A 22,851-nucleotide genomic window follows, 5' to 3' on the forward strand; every position below is an offset into this window, starting at 1 on the left:
CTTGCCAGGGTTTGCCCGATTCTTCGAGCGGGGAGGCAGGGGTAATTCCCGTGCTCCCCGGTCTCGGTGGGCGGTCAGCTGTCAAAGACGTTCGTGGGGCTGTCGAAGATGCTGCGGCCGGAGTCGTCGGGGATCGGCCCGGAGGAATGCGGTGCGGTGGTCGGTGGTGTGGAGGTGACCGTCGCCGTCGGGCAGTCGGTGGGCGAGGCTGACGGCGCCTCGGTCGTCACGTCGTCGGTGGCGCCCGGTGTGACGGTCACGGTCTCGGTCGCGCAGTCGGTGGCCGAGCCGGACGGGGACGAGCTCGTGTCGCTCGGGGAGGCACTGCTCTCGCCGGGCGAGGTGCTGGTGTGGGGCGAGGCGGTGGACTTGCCGGCGTCCGGGCTCGGCGACGGGGGCCGCGAAGGTGGCGGTGTCCGCGAAGGCGTGGGGGTGTGTGAAGGCGTCGGCGTCACGCGGGCCGGTGGTGGCACCTTGTGGTCGTGATGGACGTCGTGGCCGACATGCCGCTCGATCCAGGTGTTGTGGACGATGTCGACGATCGTGATGTTGACGATCACCTGGGGTGCCGGCGTCACCACGACCACCTGCGCGGGCCGGTATCCGGACCAGGGGCGGCCGTTGGACGCCTGGTTGCCCTGCGTCGCGGTGGCCGGCTTCAGCGGGTTGCCGCAGGCGCAGCGGACGCGGGGCACGCCCCGGTTGTCGACGAGCACGGCGGTGCCGGCCTGGAGCACGGACTGGAAGCCGGTCGCCCGGCCGTCGCGGTAGCCGTGGTTGGTGACCCGGGTGTCGGCACGCAGCACGACGGGGGCGAGGCCGCGCAGATAGTCCGGGATCGACGCCGGCGAGACGCCCTCGACCTGCGCGAAGGCACGGGCCTTGGCCTGGTCGGAGGTCAGATGGCGGATCTGCCCGTCGACATCACAGCTGCCGACGCGCTCGGTGCCGCCGTAGAGACCGGGCGTGGCACCCGAGACCGACCGCGCGGATCCGTTCGGCGTCGGCCGTGCAGGAGTGACGGGCGACGGGGTGGCCGTCATGGTGGTGTCCGTGGAGACGGTGAAGGGGTCCGGGCCCTGCGCCGCGACGGGCTGCAGAAAGACCTCGCCGCTCGCCTTCGTGTCCTTGTCGCCGCTGCCGCCGCAGGCGGCGATGAGGAGCGCCGCCGTGAGCGCGCAGACGGTGGCGAAGGTTCCGGTGACTGTTCGCACCTCGTCCTCCCGCCTCGCATCAGGCAAGTTCGTCACTATTGTCTGCTTCACTCACTCGGGTTACGCAAGCGGAGTGGGCATACACGGAGCGTGACGCAGCGCTTCGGCGCGACAATGAAGTGAGGAGCGCATGTCACCGTGGACTGGTTCACCGCACCCGAGTACTGGATGAGCCGGCTGGTCTTCCAGCGGGCTCTGGCCGGCCTGTACCTCGTGGCGTTCCTGACGGCGGCACTGCAGTTCCGTGCGCTGCTCGGCGAGCGCGGCATGCTGCCCATCCCCCGCTTCGTCGCGCGGGTGCGCTTCAAGCAGGCGCCGAGCCTGTTCCAACTCCACTACTCGGACCGCTTCTTCGCGGCCTGCTGCTGGACGGGATGCGCGGTCTCGGCGGCGCTGCTCGCCGGGCTGGACTCCCGACTCCCGCTCTGGGCAGGCATGTTGCTGTGGTTGCTCCCCTGGGCGCTGTACCTGTCGGTCACCAACGTCGGCCAGACCTGGTACGCCTTCGGCTGGGAGTCCCTGCTGCTGGAGGTGGGCTTCCTGGCCGTCTTCCTCGGCAACGACGAGGTGGCGCCGCCGATCGTGGTCCTCTTCCTGCTGCGCTGGATCCTGTTCCGGGTGGAGTTCGGCGCGGGTCTGATCAAGATGCGCGGCGACGCGTGCTGGCGGAAGCTGACGTGCCTGGACTACCACCACGAGACCCAGCCCATGCCGGGCCCGCTGAGCTGGTTCTTCCACCATCTGCCGAAGCCCGCGCACCGGGTGGAGGTGGCCGCGAACCACGTCACCCAACTCGTCGTCCCCGTCCTCCTGTTCACCCCTCAGCCGGTCGCCACGGCCGCCGCGTCCCTGATGATCGCCACCCAGCTGTGGCTGGTCCTGTCGGGCAACTTCTCCTGGCTGAACTGGATCACCATCGTGCTGGCCACGTCGGCACTCGGCCTCCCGTCCGACGCGCCGTCCCTACCGGCCACTCCGCTCTGGTACGAGGTGGTGGTCCTCGCGGTCGCCGCGCTGCTGGTCGGCCTCAGTCACCGCCCGGTCGCGAACATGATCTCCCGCCGCCAGATCATGAACCGTTCCTTCGACCCCCTCCATCTGGTCAACACCTACGGCGCGTTCGGCACCGTCAGCCGCCTCCGGTACGAGGTGGTGATCGAGGGCACGGACGACGCCGTACCGCACGAGGACTCCGACTGGCGGGAGTACGAGTTCAAGGGCAAGCCGGGCGATCCACGACGCTGGCCACGCCAGTTCGCGCCCTACCATCTGCGCCTGGACTGGCTGATGTGGTTCGCCGCGCTCTCGCCGTCCTACGCCGGTGCGTGGTTCGGCGCCCTGGTGGAACGGCTCCTGGAGAACGACCACGACACCCTACGACTCCTGCGCCGCTCCCCGTTCCCGCCGGACGCACCGCCGCGCTACGTCCGGGCCCGGCTGTTCCGCTACCGGTACACGAGCTGGCGGGAGCTGCGGGAGACGGGGGCGTGCTGGGAGCGGACGTATGTGCGGGAGTACTTGCCGCCCACGCGGTTGGCGGGGGTGGCTCAGCGGAGCTGACTCCCGGCACCACGTGCTACCCGCCCGATGCGCCGGGCCCTTCGGCCCTCACCGCCTTCCTGGGATGAAGCGAGTCCGACAGCGGTACCAGTGCCGTCGGGACGTCCGCGGGCAGAAGCTCCTCGGCGGGTGCGGACACGGGCTCCGGTCCGGAACGGGTCTCGCCGGGACCGATGGGCTCCGGAACGCCGTCTAGTTGATCACGAACCATGCCACTGCCGTTTCTGTAGCGGATGTCTGTGTGAGGAAAACGGTGAAGGATCCGGCGGCCGGATCGGGGACGGCGGCGCGTACGGCGATGCCCGGCGTGTCCTGCTGGACGGTGGCGAGGACCATGCTCGCCGGTCCGAGGGTCGGCCCCGTCACGGTGATGCGGTCGCTGCCCGCCGGAACCGTGACACGGCCCCCCGAGCTGAAGACGGCGGAACCGCGGACCTGCAGCGCGGTCGATCCGGGGTTGGGCGCGGTGGCATACACGCCTATGCCACCCGCGTTCGCCGAGGTGGCGCCGAACACTCCGATGCCGCCCTCGCCGAGCGCGTCGCCCTCGACGCCGATGCCGTACTGGGTGAGGCCACGGCCGATGACACCGATCGAGCCGTCGCCCCAGACTCCGGTGCGGGCGTAGCCGAGGACGCCGTAACCACCGTTCAGGCCTTGCCGGTTGATGCCCTCGACACCGAAGCCGCCGGCGTCGGACGCTTCACCGATCACGCCGGCTCCGGAGCCGGACCCGCGGACCCCGACGCCGCCCGGGGAGTTCCCCTGGACACCGGTCCCGTTGCCCGTGTCCTGGCCGTACACCGCGGTCCCCGTGGAGGACACGCCGTGCACGCCGGCTCCGTTCGTGCGGGACGCCCCGTACACCCCGTCGCCGTTGTAGCTGTACCCGCGCACGGCGCTGCCCCTGAAGGAGACGCTGTAGAGACCGTCTCCGCCCGGGGATTCCCGGTCGGACGGAGCACCGAAGAGGTAGAGGCCGGTGCCGTCCGCGTTCCGCTGCGCATGGTTGACCAGCTGTGTCGCGCTGTCCTCGGTGTTGTTCTTGTTCGCCCCCGAGCCCTGGATGATGGGCTGTCCGTCTGCCATCTCGCCCCCGATTCCCCGGTGTTGGGGTGGAAGCTAACTTCACAGCCGGATGTCGTAAAGCGCATGGAATGGTGGGACGAGACGTATATTTCGGGCCCATGCGGCCAGGGCGGGGGCGTTCAAAGGCCGTAAACCCGGGTGGCCGTGCCGTGGAAGAGGTCCGCCCGTTCGGCCGCGTCGAGGTCTCCGGTCAACTCCTGTGCGGCGGCCAGGACTTCACCGTACGTCGCCCCCAACGTGCACACCGGCCAGTCCGAGCCGAACATCACGCGATCCGGGCCGAAGGTCGCCAGGGCCGTGTCGGTGTACGGGCGGAGGTCGGCGACCGTCCAGGAACTCACGTCCGCCTCGGTCACCAAGCCGGAGAGTTTGGCGACCGTGTTGGGCAAGGCGGCGAGGACGCGGAGTTCGGACGCCCAGGGTTCCAGGGCGCCGGAGGCGACGGGGGGCTTGCCCAAGTGGTCGAGGACGAAGGTCAGTTGGGGCAGGGCAGCCGCCGCCTTGGTGCAGGACGGCAGCTGGTGCGGGAGGACGACCAAGTCGTAGACCAGGCCCGCTTCCGCCACCGCGGACAGGCCCCGGTGTACGTCCGGGCGGAGCAGCCACTCGGGGTCCGGCTCGCCCTGGACCTGGTGGCGGATGCCCTTCAGGTACCGGCCGCCGGGGAGGGCGCGCAGGCGGGCGAGTTCATCGGTGATGTCCGGGCGGGTGAGGTCCGTCCAGCCGACCACGCCCGCGATCAGGTCGTGGGCGGCGGCCAGTTCCAGGAACTCCGGGGTTTCCTCCGGCACCGTGATCGTCTGGACGAGTACGGTGCGGTCGACTCCCGCCGCGCTCGCCTCCGGTTCGAGGTCGGCGAGGGTGAAGTCCCGGCGGAGCGGGCTTGCTTCGGGGATCCAGTCCTGGTCCCTCACCGACAGGTCCCACACGTGATGATGTGCATCGACCGTCATGGCAGCTCCCAGACCACCGGCAGACCCGCGTCCGCGCCCTCGTCGGAGTAGTCGTGGACGACCTCCAGCAGTTCCGCCATGCGGGCCTGCCAGGCGATGTTGACCGGGAGTTTCTCCAGTTCGGCGAGGAGGCGGGGGTAGTCCTCGCAGTCCAGGACGTGGAAGAGGTCGGTGCCGCTGCGCCAGATCGTCCACGAGGTCGCGCCGGCCGCGCGGATCGCGTCCGTCAGTTCCTTCGGCACCTCGCGGTGGGCGGCCTCGTACTCGGGGATGCGGTCCGCGCGGACCCTGGTGTGCAGGGCGACTCTCATCGCGCCTCCTCGGCGGGGACGGGGGCGTCGGCCGGCAGGAGGCCCTCCTCACGCAGCTCCTGCCAGAAGGCGGCGGGCACCTCGGCCGCGAACTGCTCGGCGCAGTCCCGGACCTCCGCAGCCGAGCGAGCACCCACGAGCACGCTCGCGACCGCCGGATGCGCGGCGCAGAAGGCCAGAGCGGCGGCACGCAGCGTGGTGCCGTGACGGTCGGCGATCGCTTTCAGGCGCAGAGCACGGGACAGCAACTCCTGCGGTGCGGCTGCATAGTTGTACGTCACCCCGGGTCTCGGGTCCGCCAGCAGGCCCGAGTTGAACGCCCCGCCGATCACCACCGACGTGCCCCGCTCCTCCGCCGCGGGCAGCAGCTCGGCCAGCGCCCGCTGGTCGAGCAGCGTGTAGCGGCCCGCGCACAACACCACGTCGACGTCCGTGTCGCGGACGAAGCGGGTGAGCATCTCCGCCTGGTTCATCCCGGCGCCGATCGCGCCGACCAGGCCCTCGGAGCGCAGCTTCTCCAGGGCCGGGTAGCCCTCCCGGAAGGCCTGTTCGGCGTGGTCGTCGGGGTCGTGGAGGTAGACGACGTCGACGTGGTCGAGGCCGAGCCGTTCCAGGCCGGCCTCGAGGGTGCGTCGTACGCCGTCCGCGCTGAAGTCCCACACCCGGCGCTTGGTGGCCGCTACCGCGAAGCCGTTGGCCAGGTCGTCGCCGCCGCCGTCCCAGGGCTCCAGCCGGCGGCCCACCTTGGTGGAGATCGTGTAGGCCGTACGGGGGTGCTCGCGCAGTGCGGTGCCGAGGCGGCGTTCGGACAGGCCGAGGCCGTAGTGCGGGGCGGTGTCGAAGTAGCGGATGCCCTGTTGCCAGGCGGCGGACACGGCCTCGTACGCCTGCTCCTCGCTCACCTCGGTGAAGAGGTTGCCGATCGCCGCCCCGCCGAAGGCCAGCGGACTGACCTCGACGTCGCTGCCGCCCAGCCGCTTCACTGGCCCACCGGCCGCAGGCGCAGGCCCTGCATGCCGCCGTCGACGGCGAGGGAGGTGCCGGTGGTGGCACCGGACAGGGGGCTCGCCAAGTAGGCCACGGCGCCCGCGACTTCGGTCGCCGAGACAAGGCGGCCGGTGGGCTGGCGGGCCTCCAGGGCAGCCTTCTCCGCGACCGGGTCGGGGGCCTTCGACAGCAGGCGGCCGACCCACGGGGTGTCCACCGTGCCCGGGTTGACGCAGTTGACGCGGACGCCCTCGCGGACGTGGTCGGCGGCCATGGCGAGGGTCAACGAGTACACGGCGCCCTTGGTCGCGCTGTACAGCGCACGCTGCGGAAGCCCGGCCGTGGCCGCGATCGAGCAGGTGTTGACGATCGCCGCGTGCTGCGACTCCCGCAAATGAGGCAAGGCCGCCCGGGACACCCGCACCATGCCGACCACGTTGACGTCGAGGACCCGGTGCCACTCGACGTCGTCGTTGTCCTCCACCGTCCCCTGGGCGCCGATGCCCGCGTTGTTGATCAGCACGTCGAGGCCGCCCAGCTCGGCGACGGCGGCGGCCACCGCCTCCCGTACGGACGTGTCGTCGGTGACGTCGGCCCGGAAGCCGAGCAGCGGCTTCTCCACCGAGGAGGGATCGAGGTCGAGGACGGCGACCTGGGCGCCGCGTGCGGCCAGGAGTTCGGCCGTGGCCCGTCCGATGCCGGAGGCCCCGCCCGTGACCAGGGCCTTGAGCCCCTCGAAGTCGGTCATGCCGCCTGTCCCTTCTTCTCGTCGAGGTCGGCGACCCAGAAGGCGCCGTCGGGGAAGGTGTACCGCGCGATCGACTCGGGACGCATGGCCGCCGAGAAACCGGGCGCGGTGGGTGCCGTGTAGTGACCCTCGCGGATCACCACCGGGTCCAGGAAGTGGTCGTGCAGATGGTCGACGTACTCGATGACACGGTCCTCGGTGGTGCCGGTGACCGCGACGTAGTCGAACATCGAAAGGTGCTGGACGAGCTCGCACAGGCCGACGCCGCCCGCGTGCGGGCACACCGGCACCCCGAACTTGGCGGCGAGCAGCAGGATCGCCAGGTTCTCGTTGACGCCGCCGACGCGGGCCGCGTCGATCTGGACGACGTCGAGGGCGCCGGCCTGCAACAGCTGCTTGAAGACGATGCGGTTCTGGACGTGTTCGCCGGTGGCGACCTTGACGGGCGTGATGGCCTCGCGGATCGCCGCATGACCGAGGACGTCGTCGGGGCTGGTCGGTTCCTCGATCCAGTACGGGTCGAACTCGGCGAGGGCCTTGGTCCAGCGGATGGCTTCGTCGACGTCCCAGCGCTGGTTGGCGTCGATCGCCATACGGATGTCCGGGCCGACGACCGAGCGGGCTACCCGGCAGCGGCGTACGTCGTCCTCCAGGTCCGCGCCGACCTTCAGCTTGATCTGCCGGAAGCCGTCGGCCACCGCCTGCGCGGCGAGCCGGGTGAGCTTCTCGTCGCTGTAGCCGAGCCAGCCGGCGGACGTCGTGTAGCCGGGGTATCCGCGCTCCAGCAGCCGGGCCGTGCGCTCCTCGGCGCCCGGCCGCCCCCGGCGCAGGATCTCCAGCGCCTCCTCCGGGGTGAGCGCGTCGGTGAGGTACCGGAAGTCGATCTGGCCGACCAGCCACTCCGGGTCGGCCTCGGCGAGCAGCCGCCACAGGGGCTTGTCGGCGCGCTTGGCGGCCAGGTCCCACACGGCGTTGATGACCGCGCCGATCGCCATGTGCATCACGCCCTTCTCGGGCCCCAGCCAACGGAGTTGGCTGTCCCCGATCAGGTCCCGGTAGACCGATCCCGGGTCGGCGCACACCTCGTCCACGGACCGGCCGACCACATGGTGGCGCAGCGCGTGGATCGCGGCGACCTGGACCTCGTTGCCCCGCCCGATGGTGAAGGTGAAGCCGTGCCCCTCCGGACCGTCCTCGGCATCGGTACGCAGCACGACGTACGCGGCCGAGTAGTCGGGGTCCGGATTCATCGCGTCGGAGCCGTCGAGCTCGCGCGAGGTCGGGAACCGGATGTCGTAGGTGTCGACCGCGGAGATACGGACGGGGGTGCCGGGCGTCGGGGACACGGAGGGCCTTTCGGTCGGTGACAGGTCGGGAGGAGATCAGTCCTGGGCGCGGCCCGTCGTGACGCGGGCGATCATGAGCGCGACCAGGATGATTCCGCCGTAGATGGCCTGGATCCAGAAGGACGGCACCTGGGCGAGCGTCAGCAGGTTCTGCACGACCCCGAGGAGGAGTACGCCGGTGAGGGCGCCGAACATGGTGCCCTTGCCGCCGTCGAGGCTGATGCCGCCGATGACCGCCGCCGCGAACACGGTGAAGATCATGTTCTGGCCCTGGTTGGCGCTGATCGCTCCCACGTATCCGGTCTGCATGATCCCGCCGACCGCGGCGAGGACGCCGGCGACGACGTACACGCCGAGCATCACGCGATCGACCCGGATGCCTGCCGCACGGGCCGCGTCCGTGTTGCCGCCGATGGCGTACAGGGAGCGGCCGATGCGGTGGTACTTCAGCACCAGCCCGGCGACGGCGAAGGCGACTGCCGCCAGCCACACGGACATCGGGACGGTCAGGAAGGTGGAGGTGGCCAGGTCGTAGAAGCTGTCGGGCATGCCGAACAGGGTCTTGCCCTTGGTCGCGCCGACCAGGAGTCCGCGCAGGACGATCAGCATCGCGAGCGTCACGATGAAGGCGTTCAGCTTGAACTTGACGACCAGGATGCCGTTGAAGGCACCCACGGCGCCGCCCACGAGCAGGATCGCGAACAGGGCCAGTCCGGCCGGGAGTTCGGTGCCCCACCCCGACTGCGCGGCAGGCAGTACGAGCAGCGCTCCGACGGCGGGCGCGATGCCGACGACCGACTCCAGGGACAGGTCGAACTTGCCGGTGATCAACACCAGCGACTCGGCCAGCACGACCATCGCGAGCGCGGCGGAGGCGCCCAGGATGGAGATCAGGTTGCGCTCGGTGAGGAACGAGTCGTTGACCACCGCTCCGAGCACCATGAGCAGCAACAGGGCCGGTACGAGGGCCAGTTCGCGGGCCCGGCGCAGCAGCACCGTCCGGGCCGACCGTGCGGCGGGGGCCCGGAGCGGCGCGAGGGGCTCGGCCGCCTTGGTGTCAGCCATGGTGGTCCACTCCTTCGATGGAGGCGATCAGCTCGTGGTCGCGCCAGCCCGCCGGGTGCTCGGCGACCACGCGGCCGTGAAAGAGGACGAGGACGCGGTCGCAGCGCCGCAGGTCGTCGAGTTCGTCGGAGACGACCAGGACCGCGGTGCCGTCCTCGCGGGCGCTGTCCACGCGGGCGAGGAGTGACTCCTTGGACTTCACGTCGACGCCCGCGGTGGGGTTGATGAGAACGAGCAGCCGCGGGTCGGAGGCGAGGGCGCGGGCCATGACGACCTTCTGCGCGTTGCCGCCGGACAGGTCGGAGACCGGCTGCTCGGGGCCCTCGGTGTGGATGTCGAGGCGGTCGATCAGCTCGGTGGCGAAGCCGCGTTTGCGGTCGGTGCCGATGAAGCCGAAGCGGCCGAGCCGGTCCAGGACGCTCATGGTGGCGTTGTCGCCGATGGTCATCCCGCGCACCAGGCCCTGCTCGTGCCGATCGCGCGGCACGCAGCCGATACCGGCCTTCAGGGCGGCCTGCACCGACCCGAACCGCAGCCGCTCACCGTCGAGTCGAGCAGTCCCGCTCGTGGGTGAGCGCAGGCCCGCGAAGGCCTCCGCCAGCTCGATCTTGCCACTGGCGCTGGAGCCGGCGAGCCCGACGACCTCGCCGCGGCGGACGGTCAGGTCGACGTCCTCGTACGTGTCCGAGGTGAGCCCACGGGCTTCGAGGAGCACGGGCGCGGCCTCGTCCACGATCTGTTCCTGTACGGCCTGTTCGGCGATCGCCTCGATGGACTCCCCCGCCATCGCCTCGATCAGCGCGGCCCTCGGCAGGTCGGCGACCGGGGCCGTGGTGATCCAGCGGGCGTCGCGCAGCACCGTGACGGTCTGGCAGACCTCGTAGACCTCCTGCAGATGGTGCGAGATGAACAGGAAGGTGACACCGGAGTCCTGCAGGCCGCGCATGCGGTCGAAGAGCCGCTCGATCTCGCGGTTGTCGAGCTGGGCGGTCGGCTCGTCGAGGATGATGAAGCGGGCGCCGAAGCTCAACGCCCGTGCGATCTCCACCATTTGGCGGTCCTCGACCTTGAGGTCGGCGGTGCGCGCCTCGGGGTCGACGTGCACGTCCCAGGTGTCGAGGAGCGCGGCCGCCTCGGTCTTCAGCCGGCGCCAGCTGATGAACCCGCGGTGCAGCGGCTGGCGGTTGATGAAGAGGTTCTCGGCGACCGTCAACTCGGGTACGACCGTGGGGTGTTGGTAGACGCAGGCCACCTTGCGGCGCCAGGCGTCGCGGTCGGCGAGCGGGGGCGCGGGTTCGCCGTCGAAGCGGACCGTGCCCTCGTCGGGCGCCTCCAGGCCGGTGAGGATCCGGACCAGGGTCGACTTGCCGGCGCCGTTGCGGCCGACGAGGGCGTGCGACTCGCCGGACACCACGGCGAGCCGGCCGTCGGCGAGGGCGGTGGTGGGGCCGTAGCGCTTGACGATGCCCCGCGCCTCGACGAGGGGCACCAACGGGCTGTCCTGGACGCTCATTTGACCGTGTTGCCCCAGAGCTTGGGGTCGTCGACGTTGTCCTTGGTCACCAGCGGCGCGGGCAGCTGGTCCTCGAGGATGCCGCTGGGCAGCTTGACGATGGTCGAGTCGTGGTCGGTCGGACCGGGCTTGAACGTCTTCCCCTCCATCGCCGCCTTGATGTAGTACATGCCGTACTTGGCGTAGGCGTCGGCGGGCTGGGAGACGGTCGCGTCGATCTGGCCCTTGCGGATCGCGTCGAACTCCTGCGGGATGCCGTCGTTGGAGACGATGACGATGTGGCCCTTCTGGCCCGCCGTCTTGAGCATGCTCTTCGACTTCAGGGTCTGCAGGGTCGGCGCGAGGTAGACGCCGCCGGCCTGCATGTAGATGCCCTTGATGTCGGGGTTGGCGTTCAGGAGCGTGTCGAGCTTCGAAGCGGCCGTGTCGGACTCCCACTTGGCGGGGATCTCCAGGACCTTGAGCTTCGGGTACTTCTTCTTCACGCAGGAGCGGAAGGCCTCGGAGCGGTCGCGGCCGTTGACCGAGGCCAGGTCGCCCATGATCTGCACGACCTTGCCGCTGGTGATGTGCGCGCCGAGGTACTCGCAGGCCTTCTCGCCGTAGGCGACGTTGTCGGCGCGTACGACCATGGCGACCTTGCCCTTGTCCGGCGCCACGTCCACGGCGACGACCGGCACGTCCTTGCGCTCGGCCTGGTCCAGGCCGGCCTCGATGGCGGCGCTGTCCAGCGGGGCAACGACCAGACCCTTCACGCCCTGGTTGAGCTGGTTGTTGATGTCGGTTATCTGCTGCGAGGGGTCACTGTTGGAGTTGACCGTCTTCAGCGCGTCGACACCTTCGGACTTGGCCATCTTCGGCACGTAGTCGTTGTACGACTGCCAGAACGGCGAGGTCAGCAGGGGCAGGATCACCCCGACCTTGCCGGTGCCGCCGCCTCCCGCACTGCCGGAGCCGCCGGTGTCCTTGGTGCTGCCGCACGCGGCGAGCGCGAGCGAGGCGCCGGCGGCCACGGCCACCGCGCCGATCATGCGAAACCTGTTCCGCTTCCCCACTGTCCTGCCGGGCATCTGGCGGCTCCTCGTTGAGCGTGTTCGAGCAGATGCCCGCATACTTATCAGACCACTCGGCCGGAAGAACAGCCTCCAGCGGCAGATTTTCCCGGATTCCGGCCATAGTGGTCCGACCACCTTGCCGGTTAGACTGCGGCGCACCCGGTGAGCGGAGGAATGGCGTGGACGAGACCCTGACCCAAGGGGCACAGCCCGGACCCGCCCCGCAGAAGGGCACCGTGACGCAACGCGCCATCGAGCAGATCAAGGCGCTGATCGGAGAGGGCCGACTCGAGCCCGGTCAGCGCCTGCCCACCGAGCGCGACCTCGCCGCCCAGCTGGGCATCTCCCGCAGCTCGATGCGCGAGGCGATCCGCGCGCTCACCGTGCTCGGCGTGCTGGAGGCCCGGCACGGCTCCGGCATCTACGTCACCCAGCTGGAGGCCGGCGACCTCCTGGAGACCTTCGGCGTGGTCGCCGACCTCTCCCGCGGCCCGCGCCTGGTGGAGCTGCTGGAGGTGCGGCGCATCCTGGAGTCGACGGCGACCGCGCTGGCGGCGGCCCGCATCACGCCGGACCAACTGGCCGAGGTCGAGAAGCACTTGACGGCGATGAACGCCACCGACGACCCCGAGGTGATCCTCGCCCACGACCTCGCCTTCCACCGCGAGATCGCCGCCGCGGCCGGCAACGACACCATGGCCGCCATCCTGGAGGGCCTGTCCTCCCGCACCTTCCGCGCCCGCGTCTGGCGCGGCTACCAGGAGGAGGGCGCCTTCGAGCGGACCCGGCGGGAGCACGCGGCGATCCACCGGGCGCTGGTGGCACACGATCCGGAGGCGGCCCGGGCGGCCGCGGCCGCGCACGTGGGCGAGGTGGAGCAGTGGCTGCGGACGCAGCTGGGCGGTTGATCTCTCCGTCGCCTTCCGGCTCGGCGGCGACACGATCGACGCACTCCTGGACCCGGCTCGGCTACTTCCCGAGGACCGCCTCCATCACGCTCCTTGCGATCGGCGCTGCCAGTCCGCCGCCCGAGATGTCGTCCCGGTTGGCGTTCGGGTCCTCGACCACCACGGCCACGGCGACCGGCGAGGTGCCGTCGCCCAGCCGGGCGTAGGAGATGAACCAGGCGAAGTACTTGTTAGCGCCCTCGACGCGGGACTGGGCTGTACCGGTCTTGCCGCCCACCCTGTAACCGTCGATCCGCGCCTTCTGGCCCGTACCGTCCTGGACGACCGTCTCCATCATCGACTGCAGGATCCGGGCGTTGCCGGGCGACAGCGGCCGGCTCAGCTCCTCGGGCTGCTCCACGTCCACGGTGCCGGATTTCGACGTCCTGGCGACGAGGTGCGGCTTCATCAGCCGGCCGTCGTTGGCGACGGCCGCGGCGACCATCGCCATCTGCAAGGGGGTCGCGGCGGTGTCGAACTGGCCGATCGAACTGAGCGCGTTCTGCGCCTCGTCCGTGCGCTGCGGGAAGGTGGACGTCTTGGACCGCACCGGCGTGATCTGAGGCGAGCCGAAGCCGAACTTCTTGGCCTCGGCGGCCATGACGTCGCTGCCGAGGTCCGAACCGATCTTGCCGAAGACGGTGTTGCAGGAGTAGCGGAGGGCGACGCGCAGGGTCGCGTTCTCGCACGAGGTGTCGACCTCGTTCCGCAGCGGGGTCTTGGATCCCGGCAGCAGCCACGGCGTCGGGGAATCCGTCTTCTGGTCCGCGGAGGTGTACAGCCGGTGCTCCAGGGCGGCGGCCGCGGTGACGACCTTGAAGGTGGAACCCGGCGGATAGGTCTGCTGCAACGCCCGGTTGAGCAGCGGACGGGCGGAACTCGACTTCAGCTCGGCCCAGGCCGCCGCGTCCTTCTCGGACGTGCCCGAGAAGGTCGAGGGGTCGTACGACGGCGTGGACACCAGGGCCAGGATCGCGCCCGAGGACGGGTCCAGCGCCACCACGGCACCCTTGCCGTGCTTGCTGAGTTCGCTGTACGCGGCCTTCTGCACGGCGGGGCGGATGGTGGTCACGACGTCTCCGCCACGCTCCTCGCTCGACCGTGCGGCGGTCAGGACCTTGTCCTCGGCCTCTTCCAGCAGGCTAATGCCCTGGGCCTGCGAGGCGTAGCCGGTGACGGCCGCGTAGAGGGGACCGTCGGGGTACGTGCGCAGGTAGTTCTTCGCGGCCTGGGTGCGCCAGGACCGGGTCACCGCGGTGCTGCCCGCGAAGATGTTGCCGCGTGGCTTCTGGTAGCGAGACATGGCGTGGTCGTCCTGGCCGAGCAGTGCAGCGGTGACACCCGTCCCGACCACGAGCAGGCCGGCCGTGACGGTGGCGACGGCGCGGCCCCAGGGCGTGCGCGGGAACTGCAGCGCGGGGAACGGCAGCCGTACCACCGGCTTCAACCCGGCCGCCCGCCGAAGGAGCACCGCCGACCACACGTACAGCGCGGACGCGGTGGCGAAGACGTAGTAGCCCGCCCGGAACTCCCAGTTGTCACCGGCCAGGACGCTCACCCCGAGCCCGACGGTCGTGGCCACGCACACCGCGGCGCCGACGGTTCCCCAGCGCGCCGTGCCACGGCCGGTCCCGGGCGACCCGCCGCGCAACACAACCGTGCAGAGCACCGCCGCCGCCAGCGCCGGAACGCCGACGAGCAGCCCCGCACCGCGCCACGCCCGCAGCGTGCCCCCGGTGGAGTTGAAGGCGGGGAGGGCCAGTGTCGCTGTCATCAGGACCGCGGTCACCGCGTGGATCCAGGACGGTCTCCACCAAAGGCGCCCGCGGGCCCGATCGTCCGCGTGCGCCCGCTGCGCGACGGGCTCGGTGACGTCCGCCCGGACCGTCAGCACCCGCCGGCCGGTCGCCGTACGCACCATGACCTCGCCCTCGTACACACCCGGGGCGTCGGCGAGCACCGACAGGGCGACGCCGTCCGCCGTGCGGCGGGACCGCAGCCACGGGCCCCCGACGGCTTCGAGGGTGGCGTGCACCACGGGCGGACCGTGCACGGGCACGTTGACGTCGGGGCCGGGCTGTCCCGGGAACGTGACCCCCAGGTCCCAGTGGGTCTCGGGGACGTCCGGGGCCGCGGTCGCGACGGCGTTCCGCGCGGCGTCGGAGACACGGCGGCTGTCGTCGTGGGTCAGCTGCTCCAGCGCGGCGAGTGCGTCCAGGGCGACGGCCGGGTCCGTGCCGTTGAGGAACATCCTGAGGTCCTCGACGGCCCAGTGGCGCTGTTCCCGCTCGGTGGAGCCGGCCTTCGCGGCGAGATCCGGGGGCAGGCCGGGCGCGCCGCGGCCACGGCGGGCGGGTGCCCGGGCGATCGTGAGGTCGCCCTGTGCGCCGAACATCCACAGCTGCGGGGTCTGGTGCGGGGTCACCTCGCGGATCCGGTGGCCGATGTACTCCGCGAGCTCCGCCAGCCCGATCTCACCGTCACCGCCGAGATCGGCCTCCCCGGTGCGCAGCCCGGTCACCAGGGCGCCGGTGAACAGTGACGGCCCCGGCTCGCCTGCGTCGGGGCCGGCCTCCATGGCCGATCCGGCCGCCTCGTTCGCCACGATCCGGCTGCCCTCGAAGGCGTACTCCACCGCGCTGGACGCAGTGAGAACCGCCCGGCCGCGGTCCGAGCCGGCGCGTTCCAGTGAGGCGAAACTGTCCTCGACGTGCACCTCGGCGTCGGCCCGGGTGAACATGCCGCGCTCGAAGGCACCGGCGTAACAGCAGTCCAGCAGGACGGCGGCGCGCAGGGCACGGCTGCGCATCATCAGCCGGCTGACGTACTCGGCGGGGATCGCGGTGGACTCCAGACGGGTCCGCAAGGTGTCCGCGGCGGCGAGGAACAGCTTTCCGCTCTCGTCCTTCAGCCCGTGGCAGGCGAAGTGCAGCAGCAGCGTGTCCGCCACCGACCGGTCGGCGAAGAAGTCCTCGACCTTCCGGCGCAGTTCGTGCGCGCCCGGGTCGCCGAGGACCTCCACCTCGAAGTCGCCGATCTCCGGATCGCCCAGAACCCGGGCCAGTTCGGTCGCATCCCGCGACGGGGCCCACAGGCCGCGCAGCCCGGCGTCGTCGTAGGAGCCGGTGGCCACCAGGAGGGCGTGACGCCCCTCTGCGCTCATCGCCGGTCTGCGGTCACCGCGGCAAGCCACGCTTCGGCCAGGCGCCTCTGGTCGGCACCGGCCACGCCGGTGACCTCCAGGCGCTGCCCGTCGATCTCCAGCACGACACTGCGGGCGCCGACCCGGCCGATCCAGTCGCGGACCAGACCGAGGGTGGTCTCGAGCAGCGGCAGGCTGGGCTGCAGTACGACGACGAGCGCGCCCACCGCCTCGGCCAGGCCGGAGCGGCTGTTCGCAGGTGCGGGCCCGGACGGCAGCGGGCCGACCCGGTCGACATCGAGAGCCAGGAGGTCCTCGCGGAGCGCCTGCAGCTGCCAGTGGTCAGGGACGGCTTCTCGCGCCTGTCCCGAGACGACAATGCTCAGTTCCTTGGACATGACGTTCTCCCCCGCGCAGGTCCCCCGCAGCCGTGAGCGGGGCTTGGTCCTGCCGCACCCAGTGTGGCAGGACCGCAGGCGCACAGCGACGGGGTTCCGACACCCCGTCAGGGACTCCGCCCGCTCCTGGCGCACCGGTCACTCGAGTGCGGCAACGGCACGCTTCAGACGCAGCGTCATCAGCTCGAACGGCCGCAACCGTGCGATGACTCGGCCGTCCCGTACCTCAGGCGTGGGGCACTCCGCGAGCGGGCGTTCCAGCAGATCCGTCACGCTCACACCCGCCACCTCGAAGCCCGCAGTGAGCGTGGCCCGGGCACGTCCCCCGTGCGCCTCATGGAACCGCACCACCACGTCCCCGCTCCCGTCGTCCGCCAGCTTCACCGCCGTCACCACGACCGCCTCCTGATCGACAGTCACCAGCGGCGCGACCTCGCGGGCACCCTCAACTCGCCGTTCCGGCAGGTTGATCCGCCACCCCTCCCGCACCGCGTCCCCGATCCCCGCCCCGGGCACCAGCGCATGCCGGAAGCAGTGCACGCCCTGGTCGGTCTCCGGGTCGGGGAAGCGCGGGGCGCGCAGCAGCGACATCCGGACCGTGGTGGTCGTACCGCGATCGCCGTCGGTGCGGACCGTGCGGGTCACGTCGTGGCCGTACGTCGAGTCGTTGACGACGGCGACACCCCAGCCGGGTTCCTCGAAGTGGACGAAGCGGTGGTTGCAGGCCTCGAACTTGGCCGCCTCCCAGGAGGTGTTGGTGTGGGTGGGCCGGTGGAAGTGCCCGAACTGGGTCTCCGACGCGTACCGTTCGGCGTGCACGTCGAGCGGGAAGGCGAGCTTGAGGAACTTCTCCGTCTCGTGCCAGTCCACCTCCGTGTCGAGGACCAGCCGCCGCTCCCCCGGCGCCAGGGACAGCACCTGCGTCACGCGCGACCGGCCGAAGGACCGGACGATCCGCACCGATGAGCCGTCCTCGCCGGGCACGACCTCGTCGGCATCGGTGAGATCGGTGACCGTGTTGCGGTAGAACTCGTCGACGTCCCAGGCGTCCCACATGTTCGGGAAATCCGGGTGGAGTTGGAGGAGATTGGCGGCGCGGCCCGGTGCGATCGTCTCGCGGTCGGCCGCGATGTCGTAGGCCGATACGACGAGACCCCGGGCGTCCAGCTCGATCCGCAGCAGGCCGTTGTCGAGGACGTGTCCGCCGTCGGGGCGCGGGGTGAGCGTCGTGTTGCCCTCGGTGGCCGCCGCTCCTGCCGCACCGGCCGGGACCCCATGACGGCCGTGGGGCGCCGAGTTGAAGACCAGAGGCGTCGATCCCTCGCCCGCGAGGGCGCGTTGGGCCGCGTCGATGATGGCGTCGAGCTCGGCGGCCAGGCGTTCGTACGTCGCCCTGGCCTCCCGGTGCACCCACGCGATCGACGATCCCGGCAGGATGTCGTGGAACTGGTGCAGCAGCACCGTCTTCCAGATGCGGTCCAACTCCTCGTACGGATAGGGGAATCCGGTCCGTACGGCGGCCGTGGCGGCCCAGAGTTCGGCCTCGCGCAGGAGGTGTTCGCTGCGCCGGTTGCCCTGCTTGGTCCTGGCCTGGCTGGTGAGGGTGGCGCGGTGGAGTTCGAGGTAGAGCTCGCCGACCCAGACGGGCGGTTCGGGGTATTCGGCCTCGGCCTTCTCGAAGAACTCCTGCGGAGTCTCCCAGACGACCCGCGCCGAACCCTCCAGATCCCGCAGCCTGGCGGCCTTCGCGACCATCTCCCGAGTGGTGCCGCCGCCTCCGTCGCCCCAGCCGGTCGGCGCGAGCGAGTGGCGGGCAACCCCCTTGTCCTTGAAGTTGCTTGCCGCGTGGGCGATTTCGCTGCCCTTCATGGAGCAGTTGTAGGTGTCGACCGGCGGGAAGTGCGTGAAGATCCGGGTGCCGTCGATGCCCTCCCAGCGGAAGGTGTGGTGCGGGAACTTGTTGGTCTGCGACCACGAGATCTTCTGCGTGAGCAGCCACTTGGAGCCCGCCGCCCTGATGATCTGCGGCAGTCCGGCGGCGAATCCGAAGGTGTCGGGCAGCCATGCCTCGTCGTTCTCGATGCCGAACTCCTCAAGGAAGAACCGTTTGCCGTGCACGAACTGACGGGCCATCGCCTCAGAGCCGGGCATGTTGGTGTCCGACTCCACCCACATACCGCCGGCGGGTACGAACCGCCCGTCCGCCACCGCCTTCTTCACCCGCGCCCACACCTCGGGCCGGTGCTCCTTCACCCACGCCCACTGCTGCGCCTGCGACATGGCGAACACGAAGTCGGGCTCGTCGTCGAGGAGCGCGGTCATGTTGGACGTCGTACGGGCGACCTTGCGCACCGTCTCACGCAGCGGCCACAGCCAGGCGGAGTCGATGTGGGCGTGACCGACGGCGCTGATGCGGTGGGCGGAAGGGGTGGCAGGCGCGGACAGGACACCGGCCAGGCGTGAACGGGCCCCGCCCGCCGTGCCGTTGACGTCCTGCAGATCCACCGCGTCCAGCGCCCCCTCCACCGCCCGCAGGATCTCCCAGCGCCGGGCCGACTCCACCGGCAGCTCGGCCATCAGCTCCCCGAGCACCTCCAGGTCGATCACCAGCTGCCACACCGTCTCGTCGAAGACGGCCAGGTCCATGCGGGTGAGGGTGTACTGGGGTTCGCTCCCGGCGGTCTCCTTGTCGCCCAGCTGGGTCGGCAGGAAGGGGTGGTAGTCGAGGATGACGGGGTTGGAGGCGGCCTCGATGTGCAGCCGCACCTCCTCCCCGCCCTCGGCGGGGGCGCCGATCCGCACCCACTGGTTGCGCGGGTTGAGGCCCTTCACCGGGGTGCCGTCGGGCCGGTAGACGAGGCCCTCGCACTGGAAGCCGGGCATGTTCTCGTCGAAGCCGAGGTCGAGGATCGCCTCGACGGTCTTGCCGGCCCACGTCTCGGGGACCGTCCCGGTGACGCGGAACCAGCTTGTCCCCCACGGAGCACCCCACCGGGCGCCCACCGCGATCGGCTCGGGCTCGGCCGCCAGCCCCTCGGCGACCGGCACCGGCTCGCCGGGCGCATGCCACACCGCGACGTCCAGCGGTACGGACTCCGGGTACACGGCGGGGCGGATGCGCTCGTCGAGGACGCGCTTGAGACGGGCTTCGACCAGGCTGCGGTCGTCATGCATGCGGAGTGCTCCGTAGGTCGTCCGGTGGTGGTTACCAGGTGTGGGTCACGGTGACGGGGTCCGACGAGGTGTACAGCTCCGCCACGGCACGCACCTCGAACCGCGCCTGCGACTCGCCCTGTTGGGGCTGCAGGCCCGCGAGGAAGTACGCCCGCTGACCGGTCGCTCCGAGGAAGCGCCGGGTGCCGTCGGGCAGGAGGCGGTGCAGGGTGTAGTGGCGTACGTCGCCGGGGGCGGGGTTCCAGGCGAGGCGCAGATCGCCTCCGGAGGCGGCGGTGATGCGCAGGCCGGAGGGGGCGGCGGGTGTCCCGACCGTTTCCCGGACCGCGAGCCCGCCGAGGCGCCACTTCACGGGCCCGTCGGTCGCCGTGAGCCGCACACCGATCGCATGGACGGTCCCGGAGAGACCTGTGAGCGGGACGGTCACGGTCTGCCAGCCGTTGACCGAGTTCACAACCACACCATCGTGCGCCCGAACTCCCCGCCGCCTCTTGTTGACCGAGTTCACAGGCAGATATGTGTACGGAGGTGTCGCACCCGGCGCGCTCGGCTCGGCGGTGGCCACGGCGAGTTCCACGTTCACAGCTCCCGCGTCGGTCCGGTGCGTCAGCTCGACAACCGTGTCAACGGTGATCGGCAGCCGTGTCGCGTACAACTCCACCGTCGTGGGCTCGTCCAGTTCACCGTCCACCAGCACACTGCTGCCGCCACGCCACGCATCCGCGAAGTCGAACGCAACAGCAGGCCGCTCCCCGTCCGTCCGCACCACCCACCGCCGCGACGGCAGCCGGTCCTGGAGCCCGAGATGGTTCCACGGCACATCCGAGGTGACCGCCCCGTCCTCGTACCACCGCAGCCCGTGCCCGGTGTTGAACACGCTCGCGAACGGCACCCCGGACACCGTCGACCGATCCGCGACCGACACCGCGGGCGCCCGCCAGGGATCGGAGGCGTCCGGCCGCGAGGGATCCAGCGACCGGCCGGTCCAGAACCGGTCGTCGGCGGCGTGGAAGTCCCCAGGTGTCCGGGACGCGGGCAGATGGTTACGGGTCCACTCGGGCCGATAGAACCCGATCGACGTGACATGCGCCTTGCTGCTCGGCACGATCGCGTCCCAACTCACCGACGTGTTCGAGCCGTTGGACTCGACATCGACGCCCGCCCACAACTCGTAGCGGCTGCGCCCCAGTTGGTCGGCCTTCGTCCCGGACGAGGCCAGCGTGCTCGCGCTCCACCGGAAGTCGACGAACATGTCGTCGGCGGCCTGGAAGAACGCCTGGTTCTGGCTGTTGAGCGCGCCCTGCCAGCTCACCGTGCCGTTGACGGTCATCGCGTCGTACCAGGTCACCCGCTGCCCACGCGCGGCAGCCAGCGACTTCAACTCCTTGACGAAGCCGAGCATGTCCGCACCCAGCGCCGCATTCCCGCCACTGGTCTCGGCGTTGACGAACCACCCGTCGAAGCCGTACGCTGCCGCGACCGCGACGAGTTGGGCCGCGAGGGGATAGTGCCCGGAGGAGTCCTTCTGCACCAGGTCCCGCGTCCACTGCAACTGCCCGCCGTAGGCGGTCGGCGGCAGGAAGATGTTGCCGAGGACCGGCACGCCATGCCGGTGGGCCGCGTCCACGATCGGCGCGTTCGGGGCGAGGATCAGCCCTTCACCCGACGACCCGCCCCAGAAGACCAGCTCGTCGACGTACGCCCAGTGCGTGAGCGCGTAGTAGTCGGCGGTGGCCGAACCCTGCGACGGGTTGCCGGCCGTCGGCCCGAAGGAGACCAGCGACTGGATACGGGCCTGCCCGGAGCGCGCGGTGCTGTTCGCCGGTGTCGGGGTGAAGCGCGGCGCGAGCGGCACGGACGCGGCGTTGAAGGCGAGGTCCGCGTCACCGGCGGCCGTCCAGGACTTGAGGCTGCGCCAGGTGATGCCGCTGCCCGGCGAGCCCGAGGGCAGCGAGTCCGGGTACCAGTACGAGGCGTACGGCGGGGTCGCGGCGGCCTCGGCCTTCGGTGCCGCGCCGGCGGGCAGCGGCGGGAGCAGGGCGGCCGCGGCTCCTGCACCGGCGAGCAGGACGGTGCGTCTGGTGGGGTTCACGAGCTGGTGCCTCCTTGTGGGGTGGGGAGTACCTGTTCGGGAGTGACGACTTCGGTGATGCCGCGGGCGGCGAGGTGGTCCTTGTCGTCCGCGCGTGTGTCGAGGACGGTCGTGGGGCGGGCGCCGTCGGCGGTCAGCCGGAAGTAGGCGTCGAAGACGGGGCCGCCGGGGGCGCAAAGCGAGCGCGCGGCGGGATCGGCGGGGACGACGAGCGCGGTGGTCCGGGGTTCGGGCGCGTAGGTGTGTCGGTGAGCGGCAGCGTCCGCCAGCACCCGCGCCGTGTCCTTCGGGCGCCGGTCGTTCGTCAACAGGCCCAGCCCGTACTCGAGTTCGGGAAAGTCCGCGAGCTCCCGGGACACGTCGTGGGAGCACCACCAGGTGATGCCCCACAGGTCGGGGCAGTCGAGGGCGTTCGCGACGGTGGCCTCGGTGAAGGCGGCGGCATGCTCGGGCGGGATCAGGGGTGCGGGTGCGCCGACCTCCTGGAGCCAGACGGGGCGGTGCGGGGCGTCGGCCCAGGCCTTGCTGAGTTCGACGAGGTAGGCGGCGTGGTGTGCGGTCGGGACTGACGTACGGCCGTGCCGCTGGGCGGTGCCGTTGAAGACCCAGGAGTGCACGGCGGTGACGGCGCCGTGGCGGGCAGCCTGGGCCGGGGTGAACGGCATGTCGTCCTGGTACCAGGTCGCGTCGTACTCGGCGTGCAGATGCAGCCTGCCGGGGGCGCCCTCCTCGCAGGCGGCGAGCATGCGCGCGAGCCAGGCGTCGATCTGGTCGGACGTGGCCCGGTCGGGGTCGGGATGCGGGCCCGCCGAGAACTGGTTGACCTCGTTGCCGAGCGTCATGCCGATGAAGTTGGCACGGTCGGCGAGGGCGGCAGCGAGGGCGCGCAGGTAGGCGGCCTGGCCGTCGAGGACGTCCGGGTCGGTGAACAGGTTCCGCCGGTGCCAGGTCCGCGTCCACGCCGGCAGGAAGTCGAAGCTGCTCAAGTGCCCTTGCAGACCGTCCACGTTGACGTCGAGTCCGCGCTCGGCGGCCGCGTCCACCAGCGCGACGAGCTGCTCGACCGCCCGCGGTCGGATGAGGCTCCGGTTGGGCTGGAAGTACGGCCACAGCGGGAAGACCCGGATGTGGTCCAGGCCCAGCACGGCGATGGAGTCGAGGTCGGCCCGTACGGAGTCCAGGTCGAAGTCGAGCCAGTGGTGGAACCACCCTTCGCTGGGGGTGTAGTTGACGCCGAAGCGCACGGCATAAGGCATG

At 70.9% G+C, this 22,851-nt stretch carries 16 protein-coding genes and 2 pseudogenes; 2 read left to right on the forward strand and 16 right to left on the reverse strand.

Going from position 1 to position 22,851, the window contains the following annotated elements:
* Positions 1-74: 74 nt before the first annotated feature.
* Positions 75-1,214, reverse strand: a complete 1,140-nt coding sequence (locus tag ACFY1L_RS00595) for a DUF6777 domain-containing protein (protein WP_388815967.1) — start codon at positions 1,212-1,214, stop codon at positions 75-77.
* A 138-nt stretch (positions 1,215-1,352) separates the two neighbouring features.
* On the opposite strand from ACFY1L_RS00595, the gene ACFY1L_RS00600 reads away from it, so the two are divergent.
* On the forward strand, positions 1,353-2,774 hold the full coding sequence (locus tag ACFY1L_RS00600; protein ID WP_388815969.1) for a lipase maturation factor family protein: 1,422 nt from the start codon (positions 1,353-1,355) through the stop codon (positions 2,772-2,774).
* 192 nt (positions 2,775-2,966) lie between these two features.
* On the opposite strand, the gene ACFY1L_RS00605 is transcribed toward ACFY1L_RS00600, so the two are convergent.
* The 9 genes from ACFY1L_RS00605 to ACFY1L_RS00645 form a co-directional block, all read right to left on the reverse strand.
* A complete protein-coding gene (locus ACFY1L_RS00605) occupies positions 2,967-3,863 on the reverse strand; it encodes a hypothetical protein (RefSeq protein WP_388815972.1) in 897 nt (298 codons plus the stop codon).
* A 119-nt stretch (positions 3,864-3,982) separates the two neighbouring features.
* A complete protein-coding gene (locus ACFY1L_RS00610; protein WP_388815975.1) occupies positions 3,983-4,816 on the reverse strand; it encodes an amidohydrolase family protein in 834 nt (277 codons plus the stop codon).
* Entirely contained in the window at positions 4,813-5,127 is a 315-nt protein-coding gene (locus ACFY1L_RS00615) for an L-rhamnose mutarotase (protein ID WP_388815977.1), read from the reverse strand. The genes ACFY1L_RS00610 and ACFY1L_RS00615 overlap by 4 nt, the downstream gene beginning before the upstream one ends.
* The gene (locus tag ACFY1L_RS00620; RefSeq protein ID WP_388815979.1) at positions 5,124-6,110 is read right to left on the reverse strand and encodes an aldo/keto reductase; all 987 of its coding nucleotides are present in this window, start codon (positions 6,108-6,110) and stop codon (positions 5,124-5,126) included. Before ACFY1L_RS00620 ends, ACFY1L_RS00615 begins: the two co-directional genes overlap by 4 nt.
* A complete protein-coding gene (locus ACFY1L_RS00625) occupies positions 6,107-6,862 on the reverse strand; it encodes an SDR family NAD(P)-dependent oxidoreductase (protein ID WP_388815982.1) in 756 nt (251 codons plus the stop codon). The genes ACFY1L_RS00620 and ACFY1L_RS00625 overlap by 4 nt, the downstream gene beginning before the upstream one ends.
* Positions 6,859-8,208: an L-fuconate dehydratase gene (locus ACFY1L_RS00630; protein WP_388815985.1), complete on the reverse strand. Its 1,350-nt coding sequence runs from the start codon at positions 8,206-8,208 to the stop codon at positions 6,859-6,861. Before ACFY1L_RS00630 ends, ACFY1L_RS00625 begins: the two co-directional genes overlap by 4 nt.
* Before the next feature lie 36 nt (positions 8,209-8,244).
* The gene (locus ACFY1L_RS00635; protein ID WP_388815987.1) at positions 8,245-9,273 is read right to left on the reverse strand and encodes an ABC transporter permease; all 1,029 of its coding nucleotides are present in this window, start codon (positions 9,271-9,273) and stop codon (positions 8,245-8,247) included.
* Positions 9,266-10,786: a sugar ABC transporter ATP-binding protein gene (locus tag ACFY1L_RS00640; protein ID WP_388815990.1), complete on the reverse strand. Its 1,521-nt coding sequence runs from the start codon at positions 10,784-10,786 to the stop codon at positions 9,266-9,268. Before ACFY1L_RS00640 ends, ACFY1L_RS00635 begins: the two co-directional genes overlap by 8 nt.
* A complete protein-coding gene (locus tag ACFY1L_RS00645; RefSeq protein ID WP_388815992.1) occupies positions 10,783-11,856 on the reverse strand; it encodes a sugar ABC transporter substrate-binding protein in 1,074 nt (357 codons plus the stop codon). Before ACFY1L_RS00645 ends, ACFY1L_RS00640 begins: the two co-directional genes overlap by 4 nt.
* 164 nt (positions 11,857-12,020) lie before the next feature.
* On the opposite strand from ACFY1L_RS00645, the gene ACFY1L_RS00650 reads away from it, so the two are divergent.
* On the forward strand, positions 12,021-12,749 hold the full coding sequence (locus ACFY1L_RS00650; RefSeq protein ID WP_388815995.1) for a FadR/GntR family transcriptional regulator: 729 nt from the start codon (positions 12,021-12,023) through the stop codon (positions 12,747-12,749).
* Positions 12,750-12,810: 61 nt separating this feature from the next.
* Here ACFY1L_RS00650 and ACFY1L_RS00655 read toward each other — a convergent pair.
* The 6 genes and pseudogenes from ACFY1L_RS00655 to ACFY1L_RS00680 all read right to left on the reverse strand — a co-directional run.
* A pseudogene (locus ACFY1L_RS00655) lies at positions 12,811-14,094 on the reverse strand (peptidoglycan D,D-transpeptidase FtsI family protein); the annotation flags it as partial.
* Positions 14,095-15,297: 1,203 nt separating this feature from the next.
* A pseudogene (locus ACFY1L_RS00660) lies at positions 15,298-15,951 on the reverse strand (caspase domain-containing protein); the annotation flags it as partial.
* Positions 15,948-16,328, reverse strand: coding sequence for a hypothetical protein (locus ACFY1L_RS00665; protein ID WP_388815998.1), 381 nt, complete (start codon positions 16,326-16,328; stop codon positions 15,948-15,950). The gene ACFY1L_RS00665 and the pseudogene ACFY1L_RS00660, both read right to left, overlap by 4 nt.
* 138 nt (positions 16,329-16,466) lie before the next feature.
* The gene (locus ACFY1L_RS00670) at positions 16,467-19,502 is read right to left on the reverse strand and encodes an alpha-mannosidase (RefSeq protein WP_388816001.1); all 3,036 of its coding nucleotides are present in this window, start codon (positions 19,500-19,502) and stop codon (positions 16,467-16,469) included.
* 31 nt (positions 19,503-19,533) lie between these two features.
* Positions 19,534-21,594, reverse strand: coding sequence for an endo-beta-N-acetylglucosaminidase (locus ACFY1L_RS00675; protein WP_388816003.1), 2,061 nt, complete (start codon positions 21,592-21,594; stop codon positions 19,534-19,536).
* Positions 21,591-22,850 carry a glycosyl hydrolase gene (locus ACFY1L_RS00680; protein WP_388816006.1) on the reverse strand — a complete coding sequence of 420 codons (1,260 nt, stop codon included), beginning with the start codon at positions 22,848-22,850 and terminating at the stop codon, positions 21,591-21,593. Before ACFY1L_RS00680 ends, ACFY1L_RS00675 begins: the two co-directional genes overlap by 4 nt.
* Position 22,851 lies beyond the last annotated feature (1 nt).

The organism is Streptomyces sp. NPDC001663 (assembly GCF_042893105.1).
Taxonomy (GTDB): Bacteria; Actinomycetota; Actinomycetes; order Streptomycetales; family Streptomycetaceae; genus Streptomyces.